Source organism: Streptomyces sp. NPDC003247 (assembly GCF_042888135.1).
Lineage (GTDB): Bacteria > Actinomycetota > Actinomycetes > Streptomycetales > Streptomycetaceae > Streptomyces.
This window is the reverse complement of sequence record NZ_JBIAPF010000012.1, coordinates 102,972-117,516: the sequence shown is the minus strand read 5'-3', so window position 1 is coordinate 117,516 and position 14,545 is coordinate 102,972. Positions and strand designations below refer to the sequence as shown.

Genomic DNA, 14,545 nt, shown 5'->3' with positions numbered 1-14,545 from the left:
TACGAGCCGTAGGCGGGCGCGCGGATCGCGGACGGGGCTACTGCCTCCGGGCAGGCCACGTCCTGCGGACGGACCCACGGACCGCGGACCGACCCACGACCTGCGGACGGGCCTGCGGCCTCCGGACCGACCCACGACCTGCGGACGGGCCTGCGGCCTCCGGACGGCCCACGGCCTCCGAGGGACGGGCCCGCCGCCTCCGGGCAGGGCCCGGCGGCGGGCGCCCGCCCGTGGGTCCGGATCAGCGTCCGTCCGTGAAGGTCTCCCCCGCCTCCGCCTTCCGCACCAGCAGCGCGGGCGGGGTGAAGCGGTCGCCGTAGCGCTCGGCGAGTTCCCGCGCGCGGGCCACGAAGCCGGGCAGGCCGCCCTGGTAGCCGTTGATGTACTGGAGCACACCGCCGGTCCAGCCGGGGAAGCCGATGCCGAAGAGGGAGCCGATGTTGGCGTCGGCGACCGAGGTCAGCACGCCCTCCTCCACGAGCCGCACGGTGTCGAGGGCCTCGGAGAAGAGCATGCGCTCCTGCATGTCCTGGAAGGGAATCTCCGCCCCCTGCCGGGTGAAGTGGTCGCGCAGGCCCGGCCACAGGCGGGTCCGACGGCCGTCCTCCCCGTACTCGTAGAAGCCGGCGCCGCCGCTGCGGCCGGTGCGGCCGAACTCGTCGACCATGCGGTCGATGACCGCCTCGGCGGGGTGGCCGGGCCAGGTGCCGCCCGCCTCCTCGACGGCCCGCCTGGACTCGTTGCGGATCTTGCGGGGCAGGGTGAGCGTCAGTTCGTCCATCAGGGAGAGGACCTTGGCCGGGTAGCCGGCCTGGGCGGCGGCCTGTTCGACGGAGGCGGGCTCGATGCCCTCGCCGACCATGGCGACGCCCTCGTTGATGAAGTGGCCGATCACCCGCGAGGTGAAGAAGCCGCGGGAGTCGTTGACCACGATCGGCGTCTTCTTGATCTGCCGGACCAGGTCGAAGGCGCGGGCCAGCGCCACGTCGCCGGTGCGCCCGCCCTTGATGATCTCGACGAGCGGCATCTTGTCGACGGGCGAGAAGAAGTGCAGCCCGATGAAGTCGCCCTGGCGCTCGACCCCCTCGGCGAGGACGGTGATGGGCAGGGTGGAGGTGTTGGAGCACAGCAGGGCGTCCGGCGCGACGATGTGCTCGATCTCCTGGAACACCTTCTGCTTCAGGGACGTGTCCTCGAACACCGCCTCGATGACGGCGTCGCAGCCGGCCAGGTCCTGCGGGTCCGCGGTGGGCGTGATGCGGTCGAGCAGCGCGTCCGCCTTCTCCTGGGTGGTACGGCCCCGGGACACGGCCTTGGCGCACAGCTTCTCGGAGTAGCCCTTGCCCTTGAGGGCGGCTTCCAGGGAGACGTCCTTGAGGACGACGTCGATGCCCGCGCGGGCGCAGGAGTAGGCGATGCCGGCGCCCATCATCCCGGCGCCGAGGACGGCGACCCTGCGGACCTGGCGGGGTTCGACGCCCTGGGGGCGGTTGGCGCCGGAGTTGACGGCCTGGAGGTCGAAGAAGAAGGCCTGGATCATGTTCTTGGAGGTCTGCCCGGCGGCCAGCTCCACGAAGTAGCGGGCCTCGATGACCTGCGCGGTCTCCAGGTCGACCTGGGAGCCCTCGACGGCGGCGGCGAGGATGTTGCGCGGGGCCGGGTAGGGGGCGCCGCCGGTCTGCTTGCGCAGGGTGGCGGGGAAGGCGGGCAGGTTCGCCGCGAACTTGGGGTTCGACGGGGTGCCGCCCGGGATCCGGTAGCCCGGCCTGTCCCAGGGCTGCTGCGACTCGGGGTGGGCGTCGACGAAGGCGCGGGCCTTGGCCAGCATCTCCTCCTCGGTGGCGGCGACCTCGTGGACCAGGCCGTTCTCCAGGGCGCGGCGCGGGCTGTACTGGGTGCCCTGGAGGAGGACCTTGAGGAGGGCGTCGGCGATGCCGAGCAGGCGGACGGTGCGCACGACGCCGCCGCCTCCGGGGAGCAGCCCGAGGGTGACCTCGGGCAGGCCGATCTTCGAGCCGGGCGCGTCGAGGGCGACGCGGTGGTGGCAGGCGAGGGCGAGCTCGTAGCCGCCGCCGAGGGCCGCGCCGTTGATGGCGGCGACGACGGGCTTGCCGAGGGTCTCGATGCGGCGCAGGTGGCGCTTGATCTCCAGGCCGCCGTCGAACAGCTCCTGGGCGGTCTCCGGGGTGACGCGGATCAGGTCGCGCAGGTCGCCGCCGGCGAAGAAGGTCTTCTTCGCGGAGGTGATGATGACGCCCCGGACGGTGTCCTTCTCGGCCTCCAGCCGGTCGGTGACCGCCGCGAGCGAGGCGCGGAACGCCGCGTTCATGGTGTTCGCGGACTGGTCGGGGTCGTCGAGGACGAGGGTGACGAGGCCGGTGCGGTCCTGTTCCCAGCGGATGGTGGTGCTCTGTGTCATGACAGGTCTCCGTAGAAGTCGTGGGGTTCCGCCGGGGTGGTCAGACGCGCTCGACGATCGTCGCGACGCCCATGCCGCCGCCCACGCACAGCGTGGCGAGGCCGTAGCGCTTGTCCTGGCGCTCCAGTTCGTCGACGAGCGTGCCGAGGATCATGGCGCCGGTGGCGCCGAGGGGGTGGCCGAGGGCGATGGCGCCGCCGTTGACGTTGACCTTGTCCAGGGACAGGCCCATGTCCTTGGCGAAGCGCAGGACGACCGCCGCGAAGGCCTCGTTGATCTCGACGAGGTCGATGTCGTCGATGGTCAGGCCTGCCTTGGCGAGGGCCTTGCGGGTGGCGGGGGCCGGACCGGTGAGCATGATGGTGGGTTCGGATCCGGAGACGGCGGCGGAGACGATCCGCGCGCGCGGGGTGAGCCCGTACCGCTCGCCGATCTCCTTCGAGCCGATGGCGACGAGCGAGGCGCCGTCGACGATGCCGGAGGAGTTGCCGGCGTGGTGGACGTGGTCGATCCGCTCCACCCAGTGGTACTGCTGGAGGGCGACGGCGTCAAAGCCGCCCAGCTCGCCGATGTCGGCGAAGGAGGGCTTCAGCTTCGCCAGGGAGTCGGCGGTGGTGCCGGGGCGCGGGTGCTCGTCGTGGTCGAGGACGACCAGGCCGTTGCGGTCCTTCACCGGGACGACCGAGCGGTCGAAGCGGCCGTCCTTGACGGCCGTGGCCGCCCGCTCCTGGGAGAGGGCCGCGTACTCGTCGACGTCGCGCCGGGAGAAGCCCTCGATGGTGGCGATGAGGTCGGCGCCGATGCCCTGCGGCACGAAGTTGACGGCGAGGTTGGTCATGGGGTCGTTGAACCAGGCGCCGCCGTCGGAGGCCATGGGCACCCGGGACATCGACTCCACACCGCCGGCGAGGACGAGGTCCTCCCAGCCCGCGCGGATCTTGGCGGCGGCCAGGTTGACGGCCTCCAGGCCCGACGCGCAGAAGCGGTTCTCCTGCACGCCCGCCACCGTGTCCGGGAGGCCGGCCGCGAGCGCGGCGATCCGCGCGATGTCGGAGCCCTGGTCCCCGACCGGGCCGACGACGCCGAGGACGATGTCGTCGACGGCGGCGGGGTCCAGGCCGGGGAAGCGGTCGCGCAGCTCGTGGATGAGGCCGACGACGAGGTCGATGGGCTTCGTCCCGTGCAGGGCGCCGTTCGCCTTGCCGCGGCCGCGCGGGGTGCGGATCGCGTCGTACACGTACGCTTCGGTGCTCACTGGCAAGCCTTTCGGGGTGGGTGGGCCGAGCGGGGTCAGTCGCCCTGCGGGGGGTCGGTCAGGAGCCGGGGTGCGTCCCAGTCGCGCGCCACGTCGGCCGTGTCGACGCCGGGCCGCGCGGGACCGCCGCGGACGGCGGTGGGGGTGGCGGAGAAGCGGGGGGCGGGCGCGGGCTGGGTGATGCCGCCGTGGTCGGTGAAGGTGGCGCGGGCGGCGAGGTGCGGGTGGTGGGGGGCCTCGCGCAGCGACAGCACGGGCGCCACGCACGCGTCGGAGGCCGCGAAGACGGCCGTCCACTCGTCCCGGGTGCGGGACGAGAAGCGGGCCGCGACCGCCTTGCGCAGCTCGTCCCAGCGGGACGGGTCCGTGCGGGCGTCGGTGAAGCCGTCGAGCCCCAGCAGGCCTACGAACTCGTCGTAGAAGCGGGGTTCCAGGGCGCCGACGGCCATGTGCCCGCCGTCGGCGGTCTCGTAGGTGCCGTAGTACGGGCAGCCGCCGTCCAGGAGGTTGACCCCGCGGCGGTCCTGCCAGCCGCCGGCGGCGAGCATGCCGTGGATCATGGTGGAGAGGTGGGCGGCGCCGTCGACGATGGCGGCGTCGACGACCTGGCCGGTGCCCGTCGCGCGCGCGTGGTGCAGGGCGGCGAGGACGCCGACGACGAGGTAGAGGGAGCCGCCGGCGTAGTCGCCGAGGAGGTTGGCGGGGACGGCCGGGGGCGCGTCCGGGGCGCCGATCATGCCGAGGGTGCCGGTGAGGGCGATGTAGGCGACGTCGTGGCCGGCGCGGTGGGCGAGCGGGCCGTCCTGGCCCCAGCCGGTCATCCGGCCGTAGACCAGCCGGGGGTTGCGGGCGCGGCAGGCGTCGGGGCCGACGCCGAGGCGCTCGGCGACGCCGGGGCGGTTGCCCTCGATCAGCACGTCGGCGCGGGCGGCGAGGTCGAGCACGCGGGCGGGGCCGTCCGGGGCCTTGAGGTCGACGATCACGGAACGCTTGCCGCGGTTGGTGAGGTCGTGCGCCGGGTCGATGCCGAGGGCGGGGCCGCCGGGGCGGTCCACGCGGACGACGTCGGCACCGAGGTCGGCCAGGAGCATGGCCGCGAAGGGGCCGGGCCCGATGCCGGCCAGCTCGACCACCCGCACCCCGGCCAGCGGACCGTGACCGGCGGTGCCGGCCGTACCGGGCGTGCCGGCCGTACCGAGCATGCCGGCCTTACCGGGCACAGGGGCCGTACCGGGCACGGGGGCCGTACCGGGCGCGGGGGCCGTGCCCGTCGTTCCCGCTCTGCCTGCCGTTGTCATCCAGCCCCCTTGCTGTGACACAACCGATGTAACACCACTGATGCTAGGAACGTGTTCCAGTGGACACAAGACGCGCGGGACGGGCGAGCAAGCGCTTGGCCAGTCTAGGCCGGGAGGCCGGGTTCCGCTCAGCGCCGTCCGGCCGGGAGGCCCGGTCCACCCGGCCGCCGTCCGGCCGGGAGGCCCGGGTCGCGCTCGGCACACCTCACGCTAGCCTCAGCCACCGAGAGCGGCGCGTGCTGCACGACCAAGGGGTGTCATGAGCAGGCTAAGAAGGACGGACCGTCCGTACGACATCGTGCTCTTCGGGGCCACGGGCTTCGTCGGGACGCTCACCGCGGAGTACCTCGCGGCCCACGCGCCGGCGGACCTGCGCTGGGCGATCGCGGGCCGCGACGACACGAGGCTGCGGCGGCTGCGCGACGCGCTCCCCGCCGACGCGCGGCCCGCGGTCCTGCGGGCGGACGTGTCGGACCCGGCCTCGCTGCGCGCCCTCGCCGAGCACGCGCGCGTGGTGGCGACGACGGTCGGCCCGTACGTGCGCCACGGCGAGGACCTGGTGGCGGCCTGCGCGGACACCGGTGCCGACTATGTCGACCTGACGGGTGAGCCGGAGTTCGTGGACCTCATGTACGTCCGGTACGACGCACGCGCGCGGGAGACGGGGGCGCGGCTGCTGCACGCGTGCGGCTTCGACTCCGTCCCGCACGACCTGGGCGTGTACTTCACCGTCCGGCACCTGCCCGAGGGCGTGCCGCTGACCGTGGACGGCTACGTGTCCGTCGACGCCTCCTTCTCGGGCGGCACGCTCGCCTCCGCGCTGGGCCAGTTCGCCCGCGGCCGGCACCTGGTGGCCGCCGCGCGGGAGCGGCACCGTCACGAACCGCGGCTGATGGGCCGCAGGGCCACGGCACCGCTGGGGGTGCCCCGGTTCGCCCCGGAGGTCGGCGCGTGGGCGCTGCCCCTGCCGACCATCGACCCGCAGATCGTGCGCCGGTCCGCGAAGGCTCTGGAGCGCTACGGCCCCGACTTCCGCTACCGGCACTACGCGGCGGTACGGCGGCTGCCGGTCGCCGTGGGCGGCACCGCGGCCGTCGGGGCGCTGTTCGCCGCCGCCCAACTGCCGTCCGTGCGGCGCGTGCTGTCGGACCGGCTGAAGCCCGGGGAGGGGCCGAGCGCCGAGAAGCGGGCGCGCAGCCGGTTCTCCGTCCGGTTCGTAGGCGAGGGCGGCGGCCGGCGGGTGTGCACCGAGGTCTCGGGCGGCGACCCGGGCTACGACGAGACGGCGAAGATGTTCGCCGAGGCGGCGCTCGCCCTGTCCTTCGACGACCTCCCGGAGACGGCCGGCCAGGTCACCCCGGCGGTGGCGATGGGCGACGCGCTGACCGGACGGCTGCGCGCGGCGGGCATCCGCTTCCGGGTGGCCGCGAGCCGCTGAACGGACCTCGGCCGCACGCTCCTGGACCGGCGGTGCCAGCACGCTCCCGGACCGGCGGTTCCGGCATGCACCCGGACCGGCCGTCCCCCACGGTCCTCGAACCGTCCTGGAACCGCCCTGGAACAGTCCTGACCCGTCCCGTCCTAGACCGGCCACTCCACCAGCGTGTAGACCATCCCGACGATCCAGGCCAGCCCCGCCAGGGTGGCGAGGACCAGCACGGCGTTCACGGCGCGTTCGACGGGCCGGTCGGGATCGGCGAGGGGCTTCGGGGCACGGTGCGTCGTCATGCGGACCAGCCTGCCGGGCGACGGCCGGGCCTCACATCCGTACAGGTACTCAGGGCAGGTACTCAGTCGGGTACTCAGGCGGGTACTCAGCGCAGGTGCTCGGGTCAGGCACTCGGGTCAGGCACTCGGGTCAGGCGGGCCGACCGCCGGAGCCTGCCGGTCAGGCGCGTGCCGTCGCGTCCTTCAGGGCCCGGCGGCACAGCGCGTCCGCCCTGCGGGTGGTCTCCGGCAGGCGGAACCGGGGGGTGAGCGCGAGGGTGTGGGCGCAGGCGTTGTCCAGGCCGACGCGGTGGCCGACGGACACGAAGACCGGCTTCACGTCCTGGCGGGTCCTGAGCGCACGGCCCACCTCCTCGCTGCCCGCCAGCAGCGGCGACAGGGACCCCCGCGGGGCGTCCGGGTCGTCGTACGTGAAGGTGAACGGGTTCTTGGCGACGCCGATCGTGGGCAGGCCGGTGAGGACCCCGAGGTGGCTGGCGAGGCCGAAGCGGCGGGGGTGGGCGAGGCCGTAGCCGTCGCAGACGACCAGGCCCGGCTCGCAGGGCAGGGCGTCGAGGGCGGCGAGGACGGTGGGGAGCTCGCGGAAGGCGAGCAGGCCGGGCACGTACGGGAAGGAGATCCGTCCGACGGCCGTGGCCTCGGCCACGACGTCGAGGCTCGCCGCGTCCAGCACGACGGCCGCCGCCGCCACGACGTCGAGCGCGTCGTCGTAGGCGACGTCGACGCCGGTCACCCGGCCCGTGCCGGGGGCGGGGCCCGGCTCGTCCAGCACCACCCTCGCCCGCAGCTCGTCCTGCACGGCGCGGGCCTCGGCGTCGTTCGCGGGCCAGCCCGCCGGAATGCGTACGGTCGTCATGGTGAGGACGAGCGTACGGCTCCCGGGGACCGGCCCGCGAACGTGCCGCCGGGCGGCCGGTTCAGTCCTTGCCCAGGGCCCGCTGGAGCTGGCTCTTGTTCATGTCCGAACGGCCGTGGATGTTGCGCCGCTTGGCCTCCTCGTACAGCTGGTCGTACGTGGGCCCCTGCGAGCCCTTCCCGGACCGCTGGCCGCCGCGCCTGCCGGACGACATGTCCTGCGTGGAGGTGCGGCTGGCGGTCTTCGACTCACCGGACCGGGCGCGTTCCTTGTTCACCGTGCGGGCGGCGATCTCCTTCGCCCGGTCGGTGCTCTCCCCCCGGTCCTGCGCACTCTTCTTGATGTGCTCGTACTGGCGCTCCCGCTTGGGGCTGGAACCGCGTGGCATGTGCGCTCACTCCTTTCGCCTGCTCCCGACGGGTACCCCGAAACGGCGCGCCGACCGGCCCCGGTCCGCGGATGTTCCCCCCGCCGCCGGCACCGGTCGCCCACCGGGGTGTCCCGTGCGCCGCGCCCCGCCCCACGGGTCTCAACCGCCCTGCGGGGCACGGGAGGAGAAGTCGGTCACTCCCGTGCATGAAAGGCGGTGACCGAGGTCACTCGTTTCGTGCGCACGGATCGGCCGGTTCCGGCGTCTCTTCCAGTGTCCGGCCCACCGTCCCGGAAGTTTCGTCCCGCCGTCACGAGGGAGCAAGGCGTTGTCCACCGTCATCGAGCAGCCCGTCGAGGCCCGCCTGGTCGCCGCCGCGCCCCGGATGCCGAACATCCCCGCCACGCTGCACTACGACCGACGCGATCCCTTCGCGGTCCGCATGACCTTCCCGGCCCCGGCCACCCTGGAGGGCGTGGACGTCTGCTGGACCTTCGCCCGCGACCTGCTCGCCGCCGGCCTCCACGACGTCGAGGGACACGGCGACGTCCGCGTCCGCCCCTACGGCTACGACCGCACGGTCCTGGAGTTCCGCGCGCCCGAGGGCACCGCGGTGATCCATGTGCACTCGTCGGAGATCCGGCGCTTCCTGCGGGCCACGCGCGACCTGGTGCCGGCCGGCCGGGAACACCTCCAGCTCGACCTCGACCACGGCCTGGCGGAGCTGATGCGGGACGCGTGACCGGCGCGGTGCGGGACGCGTGACCGACCCGGTGCGGGACGCGTGACCGACCCGGTGCGGGACGCGTGACCGACCCGGTGCGGGACGCGTGACCGGCCCGGTGCGGACGTGTGACCGGCGCGGTGCGGGGCGTTCTGTCGGCCGTGATTAATGCGTTGACAGCCTTCTCACCCCCCTCCTACGGTGTGGAACGCTTCTGTTGCCGCCGATCGGAGAAGGACGTTGCTCGTCTGAGGTCCTGAGACACCGCGCCACACCCGCGAGAGGGGTGGGCGTCGCGTGCGACCTCGACCGTCCGAGCCGTCCTTGCGCAACAGGGCTTTCTGTATGCCCGCTGCCCGCGCAACCCGCTCCCCGCAGTGGTCGCCCCCTGGTGTCTCGATACGCGTTGCCCTGACCGCACACGCAACCGCGAGGCCCACTTGTCCGTTTCCGTCACCTGTTCCGCCCTCTCCTTCGCCTGGCCGGACGGCACCGCCGTCTTCGAGGGACTCGACGTCGCCTTCGGCCCCGGCCGCACCGGACTCGTCGGAGCCAACGGCTCCGGCAAGTCCACCCTGTTGAAGCTGATCGCCGGGGAACTCGCCCCCGCCCACGGCGCCGTCCGCGTCGCCGGCGAGGTCGGGTACCTCCCGCAGAACGTCACCCTCGACACCTCCCTCCGCGTCGACGAAGCCCTCGGCATCGCCGCGCAGCGGGCCGCGCTGCACGCCATCGAGGACGGTGACGTGTCCGAGGAGCACTTCGAGACCGTCGGCGACGACTGGGACGTCGAGGAGCGCGCCCTGGCCGCCCTCGGCGAGCTCGGACTCGGCCACGTCGACCTGGACCGCACCATCGGCGAGGTGTCGGGCGGCGAGTCGGTGCTGCTGCGGCTGGCCGCGCTGCTGCTGCGCCGCCCGGACGTGCTGCTGCTCGACGAACCCACCAACAACCTCGACCTGTACGCCCGCCGCCGGCTGTACACGGCCGTGTCGTCCTGGCCGGGCGTGCTGGTCGTGGTCAGCCACGACCGCGGACTGCTGGAGCTCGTCGACCAGATCGCCGACCTGCACGCCGGCGAGGTCACCTGGTTCGGCGGCGCCTTCTCCGCCTACGAGGACGCCCTCGCCACCGAGCAGGAGGCCGCCGAGCGGATGGTGCGCGTCGCGGAGGCCGACCTGCGCAAGCAGCGACGCGAACTGGCCGACGCCCAGGTCAAACTGGCCCGCCGCAAGCGGTACGGCCAGAAGATGGCGGACAGCAAGCGCGAACCGAAGATCGTCATGGGGGCGCGCAAGCGCGCGGCCCAGGAGTCCGCGGGCAAGCACCGCATCCTGCACGAGGAGAGGCTCGCCGAGGCCAGGGAGCGGCTCGACGAGGCCGTGGACGCCGTACGCGACGACGACGAGATCCGCGTCGACCTGCCGTACACGGCCGTACCTCCCGGGCGCGAGGTGCTCACGCTCCGGGACGTGCACCTGGCGTACGGTGCGCGCGTGGTGGGCGGCCTCGACCTGCGCGGGCCCGAGCGGGTCGCGCTGGTCGGGCGCAACGGGGCGGGCAAGACCACGCTGCTGCGGACCATCGCCGGGGAGCTGGCGCCGGTGTCGGGCGAGGTGGGCACACACGTGCCGCTGCGGTTCCTGCCGCAGCGTCTGGACGTCCTGGACGGCGAGCTGACGGTCGCCGAGAACGTGGCCCGGTTCGCGCCCGACGCCACCGGCAACCGGATCCGCGCCCGGCTGGCCCGCTTCCTGTTCCGCGGCGCGCGCGCCGACCGGAAGGCGGCGACGCTGTCCGGCGGGGAGCGGTTCAGGGCCGCCCTGGCCGCCCTGATGCTCGCCGAGCCGGCACCCCAGCTGCTGATGCTGGACGAGCCGACGAACAACCTCGACATGGCGAGCGTGCGCCAGCTCACCACTGCCCTCGCGTCGTACGAGGGGGCGCTGGTCGTGGCCAGTCACGACCTGCCGTTCCTGGAGTCGATCGGCATCACCCGCTGGCTGCTGCTGGACGGGGAGCTGCGGGAGACGTCCGCGCAGGAGCTGGCGGATCCCGCGTAGACACGGGGGGTCTCAGGAGGGGCACAGGCCGGTAACGAGGATTTCGTCCCGATGGACCGGCCCTGCATGATGGCTGACCGGCGCCGCGTCAGGGGCGCCGGTCAGGGACGGCCCTGACCTCCCACCGATGCGAAAGATCTGGTCGTGCCCAGCAAGAAGGCCCTCGTCCGCCGCCCCGGCCCGCGCCTCGCCGAAGGCCTGGTGACACACGTCGAGCGGGAGACGGTCGACGTCGGACTGGCCGGGGAGCAGTGGGAGGCGTACGCCGAGGCCCTGCGGACGCACGGCTGGGAGACCATCGAGGTCGACCCGGCCGACGACTGCCCGGACTCCGTGTTCGTGGAGGACACGGTCGTCATGTACCGGAACGTCGCCCTGATCGCGCGGTCCGGCGCGGAGTCCCGGCGTGCGGAGACCGCCGGCGTCGAGGAGGCCGTGGCCCGGCTCGGCTGCTCGGTCAACTGGATCTGGGAGCCGGGCACCCTGGACGGCGGTGACGTGCTGAAGGTCGGCGACACGGTCTACGTCGGCCGCGGCGGCCGGACCAACGCGGCCGGCGTCCAGCAGGTGCGGGAGGCCTTCGAACCGCTGGGGGCGCGGGTCGTGGCCGTACCGGTGAGCAAGGTGCTGCACCTGAAGTCGGCGGTGACCGCGCTGCCCGACGGCACGGTGATCGGCCACATCCCGAAGGTGGACCGGCCGTCGCTGTTCCCGCGCTTCCTTTCGGTGCCCGAGGAGGCCGGCGCCCACGTGGTGCTGCTGGGCGGCCCCAAGGTGCTGATGGCGGCGAGCGCGCCGCGGACGGCCGGTCTCCTCGCCGACCTCGGGTACGAGCCCGTCGTGGTCGACATCAGCGAATTCGAGAAACTCGAGGGCTGTGTGACGTGCCTCTCGGTGCGCCTGCGGGAGCTGTACGCCTGACCGGCCGGCGGGATCGTCCCGGTGGCCCCGGGACCTGCGGATCCGGGGCCGTCCGCCCCGCCCGGACGCCCTCCGCGAGGGGTGCCGGAGAGCGGCTGATCAGGGATCTTTACGGCGCGCTTAACCTACGGCTTCGTAACCTACGGATTCGTAGCCTACGATCCCGTAAGTTCCGGCGCACCGCCGGACGGTTTCCGCTCTGCATCACGTCCCCTGGAGTACCCGTGACGATCGCCTCCCCGCACCTCGGCAGCCCCTCCGTCTGGACCGACGCCCGGCTGCTGTACGCCCTGGAGGAAGTGGTCGAGAAGGAGCTGAACCGGCACCTGAAGGTCGCCAAGGACTGGATGCCGCACGAGTACGTGCCGTTCAGCGACGCCCGCAACTTCCCCGGCTTCTTCGAGGACGGCGAGGCCTGGGACAAGGAGCAGTCGAAGGTCACCGAGGTCGGCCGGATCGCCCTGGTGGTGAACCTGCTGACGGAGGACAACCTCCCCAGCTACCACCACGAGATCGCCAGCCTGTTCGGCCGGGACGGCGCCTGGGGCACCTGGGTGCACCGCTGGACGGCGGAGGAGGGCCGGCACGGCATCGTGATGCGCGACTACCTGCTCGCCTCGCGCGCGGTGGACCCGGACAAGCTGGAGCAGTTCCGGATGGCCCACATGAGCGAGGGCTTCGAGTCCGACAACCGGCACTCGATGCTGCACTCGGTCGCCTACGTCGCCTTCCAGGAGCTCGCCACCCGCATCTCGCACCGCAACACCGGCCACCAGTCGGGGGACCCGGTCTGCGACCGCATGCTGGCCCGCATCGCCACCGACGAGAACCTGCACATGGTCTTCTACCGCAACCTGCTCAAGTCGGCGTTCGAACTCGCGCCCGACCTGACCATGCAGGCCGTGCGGGACGTCGTGGTCAACTTCCGGATGCCCGGTCACGGCATCCCCGGCTTCGAGCGGGCCGCGGCGCAGATGGCGATCGGCGAGGTCTACAACCTGCGCATCCACCACGACGACGTGATCCAGCCGGTGCTGCGCCACCTGAAGGTCATGGAGATCGACGGCCTCGGCCCCGAGGGGCAGAAGGCGCAGGAGGAACTCGGCCTGTTCATGGGCGGCCTGGACGCCGAGGCCCTGAAGTTCGACGAGAAGCTGGCGGCGCGCAAGGCGCGCATGGCGGCCCGCGCCGCCGGCTGACACACGGCTCCGCCGAACGACGGACGGCCCGCACCGGGAACGACCTCCTGGTGCGGGCCGTCCGTCGTTCGGCGCAGCCGTTGTCCACGGTCCGCAGCCCGCGGACCCGGGGCCCGCAGTCCGCAGTCCGCAGTCCGCAGTCCGCGGTCCCGGGGCCCCGGGCTCCGACCCCCGGCCCCCGGCCCGGGTCCCCCGGTCTGCGGCACCATGCCGCCTCGGACCGCGGCCGCGCGGCCCGCGTTCTCGGTTCCCGGTTCCTGATTCCCGATTCCCGATTCCCGGTTCCCGACCACACCCCCGCGATGCGGTCGCCCGGCTCTCGCGGGCTCAGTACGAGGCGCGCCGCAGCTGCAACCGTTCCTTCTCGGACAGGCCGCCCCATACGCCGAAGCGCTCGTCGTTGGCCAGGGCGTACTCGAGGCAGGCGGGGCGCATGTCGCACAGGGTGCAGATGCGCTTGGCCTCCCGCACCGAGCTGCCGGGCTCCGGGAAGAAGAAGTCCGCCCCGGTCTGCGCGCACAGCGCCTCCCGCTGCCAGGTGAGATCGGGCGTCGATGTGGTGTCGGTGTACATGGCCAGCATCGTGGCGAACGGCGAAAAACGTTCGATCAACGCCGGATATACGCGGTGCGGCAGGGCCTCCGGCCGCCCCGATGGTGCCCCCGCCGAGGGGCGCGGCGCACGGCGGCGCGCGGGACCGCGACGAAGGAGGAGGGTTCCGGCACCGGTGCAGGACTCGATCGGTGCCGGCCCTGACAGGTCCCCCGCCGCCGGTGAGTCCCCGGCCGCTGCCCCCGCCCCCTCCTCCCCGCCCCCTCCCCCCGCCGGGCTCCGGCAGCGGTTGTCGGTGGGCGGTGCGAGACTCGGCAGTGGATCGGCGGGACTTCGACGAGGAGGGCGACGATGCTCACCACCCGTTTCGTCAACGGCGCTCCGACCTGGATCGACATCGGTACGAGCGACATCGGGCGCGCCTCCGTCTTCTACGGTGCTCTCCTCGGCTGGCGGTTCGAGTCGGCGGGGCCGGACGCCGGGGGCTACGGCTTCTTCCGGCTGGACGGCGGCATCGCGGCGGGCGGTATGCAGACCACGCCCGAGCAGGGCCCGCCGTCGTGGACGGTGTACTTCCGGTCATCGGACGCCGAGACCACGTGCGGGGCCGCCGAACGGGCGCACGGCAGAGTGGTCTTCCCGCCGATGGAGGTGAGGGACCAGGGCACGATGGCGATCCTCGCCGACCCGGCGGGCGCGCCGTTCGGCATCTGGCAGCCCGCGCGGCTCCAGGGCCTGGAGGTGGCGGGAGCGCCGGGCTCGCTGTGCTGGGTCGAGCTGTACACACCGGACGAGGCCGCGGCCGCCGCCTTCTACCACGCCGCCCTGGGCCTGGAGACCTCGGCCGTCTCCTTCCCCGGCGGCACCTACACCAGTGTCCGTCCGGCGGGCGCCGGGGAGGACGGCGCGTTCGGCGGGGTCGTCCCGTCGGCCGACGCCCCCACGGGGGCGGGGGCGGGGGCGTACTGGCTGCCGTACTTCGCGGTCGGGGACGTGGACGCGGTGGTGGGGGCGGCGCGGGAGCTGGGGGGCGCGGTGCGGCTGGCCCCCACGGACATCGAGGACGTCGGCCGGATCGCCCGTCTCGCCGACCCGGACGGGGCCGTCTTCGCGGTGATCAGTACCGCGCCGCGGCGGACGTGAGCACGGCGCGGGACGCC

The 14,545-nt window shown here is 73.4% G+C and carries 13 protein-coding genes; 6 read left to right on the top strand and 7 right to left on the bottom strand.

Annotated features, from left to right (window positions below; genetic code table 11):
* Positions 1–241 precede the first annotated feature (241 nt).
* Genes ACFYWQ_RS33605 through ACFYWQ_RS33595 form a run of 3 tightly spaced genes read right to left on the bottom strand, consistent with a single transcriptional unit; the run spans position 242 to position 4,876 of the window.
* Positions 242–2,419 (bottom strand): 3-hydroxyacyl-CoA dehydrogenase NAD-binding domain-containing protein, encoded by a 2,178-nt coding sequence (locus ACFYWQ_RS33605; protein WP_389521788.1) that lies wholly within the window; start codon positions 2,417–2,419, stop codon positions 242–244.
* 40 nt (positions 2,420–2,459) lie between these two features.
* Positions 2,460–3,674: an acetyl-CoA C-acetyltransferase gene (locus ACFYWQ_RS33600; protein WP_389521787.1), complete on the bottom strand. Its 1,215-nt coding sequence runs from the start codon at positions 3,672–3,674 to the stop codon at positions 2,460–2,462.
* A gap of 35 nt (positions 3,675–3,709) precedes the next feature.
* Complete coding sequence (locus tag ACFYWQ_RS33595) at positions 3,710–4,876, bottom strand: CaiB/BaiF CoA transferase family protein (RefSeq protein ID WP_389522027.1); 1,167 nt, start codon at positions 4,874–4,876, stop codon at positions 3,710–3,712.
* A gap of 355 nt (positions 4,877–5,231) precedes the next feature.
* On the opposite strand from ACFYWQ_RS33595, the gene ACFYWQ_RS33590 reads away from it, so the two are divergent.
* A complete protein-coding gene (locus ACFYWQ_RS33590; protein WP_389521785.1) occupies positions 5,232–6,410 on the top strand; it encodes a saccharopine dehydrogenase family protein in 1,179 nt (392 codons plus the stop codon).
* 143 nt (positions 6,411–6,553) lie between these two features.
* Here ACFYWQ_RS33590 and mmpA read toward each other — a convergent pair whose 3' ends face one another.
* From mmpA to ACFYWQ_RS33575, 3 genes are all read right to left on the bottom strand, one after another.
* The gene (mmpA, locus tag ACFYWQ_RS33585) at positions 6,554–6,700 is read right to left on the bottom strand and encodes a morphogenic membrane protein MmpA (RefSeq protein WP_389521783.1); all 147 of its coding nucleotides are present in this window, start codon (positions 6,698–6,700) and stop codon (positions 6,554–6,556) included.
* 160 nt (positions 6,701–6,860) lie between these two features.
* Entirely contained in the window at positions 6,861–7,556 is a 696-nt protein-coding gene (locus ACFYWQ_RS33580; RefSeq protein WP_389521781.1) for an endonuclease V, read from the bottom strand.
* Between the two features lie 61 nt (positions 7,557–7,617).
* Positions 7,618–7,944, bottom strand: a complete 327-nt coding sequence (locus tag ACFYWQ_RS33575) for a plasmid stabilization protein (RefSeq protein ID WP_389521779.1) — start codon at positions 7,942–7,944, stop codon at positions 7,618–7,620.
* A 310-nt stretch (positions 7,945–8,254) separates the two neighbouring features.
* On the opposite strand from ACFYWQ_RS33575, the gene ACFYWQ_RS33570 reads away from it, so the two are divergent.
* From ACFYWQ_RS33570 to ACFYWQ_RS33555, 4 genes are all read left to right on the top strand, one after another.
* The gene (locus tag ACFYWQ_RS33570; protein ID WP_389521777.1) at positions 8,255–8,668 is read left to right on the top strand and encodes an SsgA family sporulation/cell division regulator; all 414 of its coding nucleotides are present in this window, start codon (positions 8,255–8,257) and stop codon (positions 8,666–8,668) included.
* A gap of 422 nt (positions 8,669–9,090) precedes the next feature.
* A complete protein-coding gene (locus tag ACFYWQ_RS33565; protein WP_389521775.1) occupies positions 9,091–10,713 on the top strand; it encodes an ABC-F family ATP-binding cassette domain-containing protein in 1,623 nt (540 codons plus the stop codon).
* Positions 10,714–10,857: 144 nt separating this feature from the next.
* The gene (gene ddaH, locus ACFYWQ_RS33560) at positions 10,858–11,634 is read left to right on the top strand and encodes a dimethylargininase (RefSeq protein WP_389521773.1); all 777 of its coding nucleotides are present in this window, start codon (positions 10,858–10,860) and stop codon (positions 11,632–11,634) included.
* A 224-nt stretch (positions 11,635–11,858) separates the two neighbouring features.
* On the top strand, positions 11,859–12,833 hold the full coding sequence (locus ACFYWQ_RS33555; protein ID WP_389521771.1) for an acyl-ACP desaturase: 975 nt from the start codon (positions 11,859–11,861) through the stop codon (positions 12,831–12,833).
* Positions 12,834–13,160: 327 nt separating this feature from the next.
* Here ACFYWQ_RS33555 and ACFYWQ_RS33550 read toward each other — a convergent pair whose 3' ends face one another.
* Positions 13,161–13,406, bottom strand: coding sequence for a WhiB family transcriptional regulator (locus ACFYWQ_RS33550; protein ID WP_389521769.1), 246 nt, complete (start codon positions 13,404–13,406; stop codon positions 13,161–13,163).
* Between the two features lie 330 nt (positions 13,407–13,736).
* On the opposite strand from ACFYWQ_RS33550, the gene ACFYWQ_RS33545 reads away from it, so the two are divergent.
* A complete protein-coding gene (locus tag ACFYWQ_RS33545) occupies positions 13,737–14,528 on the top strand; it encodes a VOC family protein (protein ID WP_389521767.1) in 792 nt (263 codons plus the stop codon).
* The last annotated feature ends 17 nt before the right edge of the window (positions 14,529–14,545 follow it).